Annotated in this window: 7 protein-coding genes; 6 read left to right on the forward strand and 1 reads right to left on the reverse strand. The window is 62.4% G+C overall.

Annotation, left to right across the window (positions count from 1 at the left end; all coding sequences use genetic code 11):
• The 3 genes from WBB85_RS23430 to WBB85_RS23440 all read left to right on the forward strand — a co-directional run.
• The coding region (locus WBB85_RS23430; RefSeq protein WP_432640969.1) for an ABC transporter permease at window positions 1–707 on the forward strand (707 nt) is incomplete at its 5' end.
• Between the two features lie 43 nt (window positions 708–750).
• Window positions 751–1836 carry a BMP family ABC transporter substrate-binding protein gene (locus WBB85_RS23435; RefSeq protein ID WP_432640970.1) on the forward strand — a complete coding sequence of 362 codons (1086 nt, stop codon included), beginning with the start codon at window positions 751–753 and terminating at the stop codon, window positions 1834–1836.
• A 140-nt stretch (window positions 1837–1976) separates the two neighbouring features.
• Window positions 1977–2726: a hydroxypyruvate isomerase family protein gene (locus WBB85_RS23440; protein ID WP_432640971.1), complete on the forward strand. Its 750-nt coding sequence runs from the start codon at window positions 1977–1979 to the stop codon at window positions 2724–2726.
• Window positions 2727–2739: 13 nt separating this feature from the next.
• Here WBB85_RS23440 and WBB85_RS23445 read toward each other — a convergent pair whose 3' ends face one another.
• Window positions 2740–3540: a crotonase/enoyl-CoA hydratase family protein gene (locus tag WBB85_RS23445; RefSeq protein WP_432640972.1), complete on the reverse strand. Its 801-nt coding sequence runs from the start codon at window positions 3538–3540 to the stop codon at window positions 2740–2742.
• Between the two features lie 175 nt (window positions 3541–3715).
• Here WBB85_RS23445 and WBB85_RS23450 point away from each other — a divergent pair, with 175 nt between their 5' ends.
• The 3 genes from WBB85_RS23450 to WBB85_RS23460 form a co-directional block, all read left to right on the forward strand.
• Window positions 3716–4087 carry a VOC family protein gene (locus tag WBB85_RS23450; RefSeq protein WP_432640973.1) on the forward strand — a complete coding sequence of 124 codons (372 nt, stop codon included), beginning with the start codon at window positions 3716–3718 and terminating at the stop codon, window positions 4085–4087.
• Entirely contained in the window at window positions 4087–4776 is a 690-nt protein-coding gene (locus WBB85_RS23455; protein ID WP_432640974.1) for a helix-turn-helix transcriptional regulator, read from the forward strand. The genes WBB85_RS23450 and WBB85_RS23455 overlap by 1 nt, the downstream gene beginning before the upstream one ends.
• Window positions 4777–5047: 271 nt before the next feature.
• The coding region (locus WBB85_RS23460; RefSeq protein ID WP_432640975.1) for an acyltransferase family protein at window positions 5048–6445 on the forward strand (1398 nt) is incomplete at its 3' end.

Raw genomic sequence — 6445 nt, forward strand, 5'->3', positions numbered from 1 at the left:
GCCTCAGCCTGATCTTCGCCTTCCTTACGCAGTTCCTGCTGACCAATCAGGTGGCGACGGGCCTTGCGCTGACGCTCTTCGGGCTCGGCCTCTCCTCGCTCGCGGGGCAAGGCTATAACGGGATCAAACCGCCCCCCACGGGTGCCGTGCCTTTCGGCCCCCTGGCCGATATCCCCTTCCTCGGCCGGGTTCTCTTTGCTCATGACTGGATGGTCTATTTCTCGATCTTCATGGTCGCAGTCACATGGTGGGTGCTGAAATCCACGCGGCTCGGCCTGATCATCCGCGCCGTGGGTGAAAACCACGAGGCGGCGCATTCCCTGGGTTACAAGGTCACGCGTGTCCGCATCGGCTGCATCATGTTCGGGGGGGCCATGGCCGGGATGGGCGGGGCCTATATCAGCCTTGTCCGCGTGCCCCAGTGGGTCGACGGCATCACCTCCGGCGCGGGCTGGATCGCTTTGGCCATCGTGGTCTTTGCAAGCTGGCGGCCCTGGCGGGTGCTGATCGGCGCCTACCTTTTTGGCGGCATCACGGTATTGCAGCTCAATCTGCAGGCCGCGGGATCGGCCATCCCTGTCGAGTACCTGTCGATGGCGCCCTATCTGATAACCATCCTCGTGCTGGTCATCATGTCCTCGGGCCGTGCCAAGGCGTCTCTGAACGCGCCTGCAAGCCTTGGGCAGAATTTCCATGCCTCGCATTGAGGCCAAACCATTGGGGACAACCCCAACCAACCGGGAGTGTAACATGAACAGAAGACACCTATTCGCCACAGCGGCGCTCGGCCTCGGGCTCGCCTTCAGCGGCGCGGCCAACGCACAGATGGACAAGGTCAAGGCCTGCTTCGTCTATGTCGGCACTATTGGCGACGGCGGCTGGACGCAGGCGCATCACGCCTCCGTCACAAAGGCGCAGGAGCATTTCGGCGACAAGGTCCAGTTTCAATGGCAAGAAACAGTTCCCGAAGGCGCAGACTCCGAACGAGTGCTGACCCAGATGGCGCTGTCGGGCTGCAACATCATCTTCACCACGTCTTTCGGCTACATGGACCCGACGAACGCCGTGGCCGCGAAATTCCCGGACGTAAAGTTTGAACATGCAACCGGCTTTAAGCGCGAGCATCCCAACGTCGGCATCTACAATGCCCGTTTCTACGAGGGGCGCGCAATTGAAGGTCTTATTGCGGGTCGTATGACAAAGTCGAACAAGATCGGCTACATCGCCTCGTTCCCCATCCCCGAAGTGATCATGGGTATCAACTCCTACTTCCACAACGCCCGGAAGGTAAATCCTGACGTCGAACTGAGCGTCGTCTGGGCCTATACCTGGTTCAATCCGGCGGATGAGGCCGACGCCGCCAAGGCGATGATCGAACAGGGCGTGGATGTGATCGCAGCCCATACCGACTCCACTGCACCGCTGGCAGAAATCGCCAAATCAGGCGGAAACGCAATCGGCTTTGGTCAGGCTTCCGATATGGAAGACTACAAACCCACGCCGCGCGTGACGTCGATTATCGACGACTGGTCGCCCTACTACATCCGGCAGATCCAGGCCGTGATGGATGGAACATGGATCTCCGAAGACACGTGGGACGGGATCAAGGACGGCACGGTTGGAATCGGCGAATTCACCGGTTTGCCAGACGAGGTGAAGGCAGAGGCGGAAGCAATGCGCGATGCCATCGCCGACGGCAGCTATCACCCCTTCACCGGCCCGATCAACAAGCAGGACGGCTCTGCCTGGCTGGCTGAAGGCCAGACCGCGCCGGACGGCGATCTTCTCGGCATGGGTTTCTATATCGAAGGCATCACCGGCGATATCCCGAAGTGATTGGCGCCTGATCTGCACAATCCCATGGCCCCGCCCCAATCGGCGGGGCCATTCTTGTTTCGCGGCGGCACTGGACCTATGGCCGCAACTCTGTGATAGATTCAGACCTTGTTCGGACTTGCCGCGCGGACGCTATCCTGATGCCAAATTTTTGCGCCAACCTGACCTGGCTGTTTCAGGAACTGCCCGTCATGGAGCGTTTCAGGGCCGCAGCCGAGGCCGGGTTCGAGGCGGCTGAAGTGCTCTTTCCCTATGACGCCCCCGCACAGGACATGCGTGATCAGCTGATATGGAACAAGCTTACCTTCCTTCTGATGAACTGCCCGCCACCCAACGCCACAGGCGGTCCGCAGGGCTTTGCCGCCGTCCCGGGGCTTGAGGATCGGTTTCACCGCGATTTCGAGCGGACCTTGCGCTTCGCACAGGTGCTGAAGCCGCGTCATCTGCATATCATGGCGGGGGTGGCCGAGGGGCCGGATGCCGAGGCAACGTTCATTGACAATCTGAAATGGGCCGCCGCCCGCGCCCCGAAACAGAGCCTGACCATCGAGCCGATCAACCGCCACGACATGCCGGGCTACTTCCTTGCCGACTACGACACCGCCGCCCGCGTTCTGGATGCCGCCGCCGCCCCCAATCTCGCATTGCAATTCGACGCCTATCACGCCCACCGGATCACCGGTGATGTCATGGCGACATGGGCCACCCACGGTGCCCGCGCAGTGCATGTTCAGGTGGCGGGCTATCCGGGGCGACATGAACCAGCGGGCGGAGAGATCGACTATCCCGCCTTCTTCGCCCAGCTTGATGCCGATGGCTATCAGGGCTGGGTCAGCGGTGAATACGCGCCGCAGGCGGGTACGGAAGCGGGCCTGGGCTGGATGCGCTGAGACGTTCCATGGATCAACGAAAGCGTGGCGGACGTCCCCCCATGGCCGCCATCACCGCCTCGATCTGGTTCGACCCGCCGATGATGTCCACTTGCAGCCGCGCCTCCAGCCCCAGCCCCTCGCCCGGCGGCAGGGTCCAGCCCTCTTCCACCAGCCGCTTGGCCGCCGCCAGTGCATCAGGCGATTTCTGCGCCAGTTCCGCCGCCATGGCCCGCGCCGCCGCCACGGGGTCTTCGGCAATCCGGGTGATCAGGCCCAGGCCCTGCGCCTCCTCTGCGCCAAAGACCCGCGCGGTCATGATCAGTTCCTTGGCCAGATCGGCCCGCGTCAGGCGTGGCAACGACTGGCTGATCCCCATATCGGGGATGAGGCCCCACTTCATCTCCATGATCGAAAACCGCGCCCCGGGTGCCGCGATGCGAAAATCGGCGGCGAGCGCCAGTTGCATGCCTGCCCCGTAGGCCACGCCCTCAACAGCCGCGATCACCGGCACCGGCAGCGCCTGCCAGGCCACGACAGGTTCCTGGAACCGGTTTGCCTGCGCGCCTGCCGGCGGCGTCGCGATCTCTCGTTTCAGCCCCTCCATATCGCGGGCAAAACCCTGCATCACCGACAGGTCGAGACCGGAGGAAAAACATCCCCCCTCACCGCGCAGGATCACCACCCTCAATCCGGCCGTCCCCGCCAGCCGGTCCGCAGCCGCCGCAAGGGCGTCAAACATCTCCAGCGACCAGGCGTTCTTCTTCTCGGGCCGGTTGAGGCAGACCTCGGCCACCCCGTCTTCGCCCATTGTCACCCGCACGACATCGCTCATCCCGGCCTCCTTTGCTGCCACAGGCATCATCCCCCGACGCGGCGTTTCAGGAAAGCCCGGAGCGCCCCGGTTACGCGAAGTCACAATTTTGTAGCTGCCAAACCCTCCTGACAGAACCCTGTCAGGAGCCGTGTGCGACAAGAGCCGCGTCAACCGATTTGAAAGGAATCCCCCCATGAACACCCAACCCGTTGTTGTCTGGAGTGAAATCCCGGTATCCGATATGAAGACGGCGGTGGCGTTCTATAACGCAACCTTCGACTGGCAGATGACAATCGACGAAAGCGGACCCAATCCAATGGCGATCCTTGGAGGCAACATGGAAACCACGGGCGGCCACCTCTATCCCGGCATGCCCGCCTCAGGAAACGGTCCGACCGTGCATATCGCCGTGCCCGACCGGCTTGAGGATGCCGCGATCCGCTGCCGCAAGGCGGGCGGCGAGGTGATCGGTGAGATCATCACGATCCCGCCCGGCCGCTTCGTCTATGCCAAGGACCCCGACGGCAATTCCATCGGGCTTTTCGAACCTGCGAAGGCGGCTTGATGCGCCGGGCCGACCGCCTTTTCCAGATCGTCCAGTATCTGAGGGGCGGTCGGCTGCTGACAGCGCGCATGTTGGCCGAACGGCTGGAGGTCAGCGACCGCACGATCTACCGCGATATCGCTGACCTGATCGGCTCTGGCGTGCCAATCGATGGCGAGGCCGGTATCGGCTATCTGATGCGGTCGGGTTATGACCTGCCGCCCCTGATGTTTTCGCGCGATGAAATCAGCGCCCTGGTCGCGGGTGCCCGCATGGTCCGCAGCTTCGGCGGGGCTGCGATGGCGCTTGCAGCCGAGGAGGCTCTGGCCAAGATCGAGGCGGTTCTGCCCCCCGACCTAAAGGACCGCCCGGCCGGAGTGGCGATCCATGCCCATGATGCAGGCGCGCTGTCGGATGCGGACCGGGCCATGGTCGACAGGCTCGACCGGGCGGTCGACCGCCATCTGAAACTGACGCTCGACTACCGCGATGCGGAAGGGGCCGCGACGCAACGCATCGTTCGCCCGCTCGGCCTTTGGTTCTGGGGCAAGGTCTGGACCCTGATCGCCTGGTGCGAATTGCGCGATGACTTCCGTATGTTCCGCATCGACCGGATCGCCTCTGCTGCGGATGCGGGGGGCTTCCGATCCGAACGCGACAAGACGCTGAGCGTCTTCTTCCAGCGCGAAGTGGACCACTGCCGTAACTGACAATGCCGACCCGCCCGGAGAGGGCATCGGCATATTCCTCGCGCCACCCCATGCCGGGACGGCCGCAACGCGAGGCTTGTAGTCATTCATCATGGGTGCCAACCGACCGGGAACAAGTGCAAGCGCGCCCGGCTTGTGGTGCGCGGCCGAAAGTTTCCGCACAAGGCTCATCCCTGATCTTCGCCGCGCACTGCCTGAATGCCCCGACCGGCACTTGGTGCGCCTCCCCTGATGTGATAGCAATTTTCCGGATAAAGAGTGGATGGTTGGGATGCGCTACAGACGCGAGATTGACGGATTGCGCGCTATTGCCGTGCTTCCCGTGATCCTGTTTCACGCCGGGTTTGAAAGCTTTTCAGGCGGTTTCATCGGCGTCGACGTTTTCTTTGTCATCAGCGGTTACCTGATTACCGCGATCCTGATCAACGATCTGGAACGCGGCGGGTTCTCCATTCTGAAGTTCTATGAACGACGGGCGCGGCGCATATTGCCGGCCCTGTTCACAGTTGTGCTCGTCAGCATCCCTGCCGGGTTTCTCTTGATGACGCCGACACAGATGCGGGATTTCGCACAAAGCATCGTGGCAGTCGTCCTCTTCGCGTCAAACATCCTCTTTTGGCGCGAAGAGGGGTATTTCGCCGCCGCATCGGAGCTGAAGCCGCTACTGCACACCTGGAGTCTGGCGGTGGAGGAGCAATATTATCTGCTCTTTCCGCTGCTGCTGTTCCTTCTATGGCCGCTCGGACGCCGCCGCGTGGTCTGGATGGTGATCGCAGTCGCGGCGGCGAGTCTGACACTCAGCGAATGGGGGACGCTTAACCTGCCGGGCTTTACTTTCTACCTCGCCCCGACCCGCGCCTGGGAACTGTTTGCCGGTAGCCTTTGCGCTTTCGCGACACTGGGGCGCCCCCAAAGGTCGAGCGATCTGCTCAGCGGGATTGGCCTGGCGCTGATCGTTGTTGCCATCTTCGGCTTTGATCGGACACTGCCCTTCCCCGGCCTCTATGCGCTCGTACCGGTTCTTGGCACGGCGCTGATCATCGTCTTTGCAGGGACGGGTACGGCGGTGCATCTGCTTCTTTCCACCCGGCCTCTGGTCGGTATCGGACTGATCTCTTACAGCGCCTATCTGTGGCACCAGCCGCTTTTTGCCTTCGCTAGGATCAAGAGCCTTTCCGCCCCTCCTGAAGGGGTGATGATGCTTCTGTCCGGGCTGTCCCTGATGCTTGCCTGGGGCTCATGGCGGTTTGTCGAACAACCATTCCGACGGACGCAAGGGCCCCTTTTACCGACACGACGCAATGTCTTCACCGCCAGTGCGATCGCTGCGGCACTGCTTGTTGCCTTCGGGCTCAGCGGTCATGTGAATGGCGGTTTCCGGACGATCTATCTGGCTCTCAATCCCGGGCATGAAGCCGACCTGAGGCTGATCGAAACAGCCCGGCAGGAGGCTCCGTATCAGGCGCATGGGACATGTGTGTTCCATTCATCAGGGGTCGATCAGGGCCTGTTGGACCGGCTCCGGCAGTGCAGTGCGTCGCATGGGCCCGGCGTGCTCGTCCTCGGGGACAGTCACGCCATCGACCTTTTCGGCATTGTCGCGCGGCAGACCCCCGACGATTTTGTCATAGGTCTTTCCCGTTCCGGATGTCGCCCGAATTCAGAAGGA

Source organism: Albidovulum sp., assembly GCF_049646345.1.
Classification (GTDB): domain Bacteria; phylum Pseudomonadota; class Alphaproteobacteria; order Rhodobacterales; family Rhodobacteraceae; genus Albidovulum.

Coding starts and splice junctions, on each gene's coding strand:
- WBB85_RS23435 (WP_432640970.1), top strand. CDS start 751: ATGAACAGAAGACACCTATTCGCCACAGCGGCGCTCGGCCTCGGGCTC.
- WBB85_RS23440 (WP_432640971.1), top strand. CDS start 1,977: ATGCCAAATTTTTGCGCCAACCTGACCTGGCTGTTTCAGGAACTGCCC.
- WBB85_RS23445 (WP_432640972.1), bottom strand. CDS start 3,540: ATGAGCGATGTCGTGCGGGTGACAATGGGCGAAGACGGGGTGGCCGAG.
- WBB85_RS23450 (WP_432640973.1), top strand. CDS start 3,716: ATGAACACCCAACCCGTTGTTGTCTGGAGTGAAATCCCGGTATCCGAT.
- WBB85_RS23455 (WP_432640974.1), top strand. CDS start 4,087: ATGCGCCGGGCCGACCGCCTTTTCCAGATCGTCCAGTATCTGAGGGGC.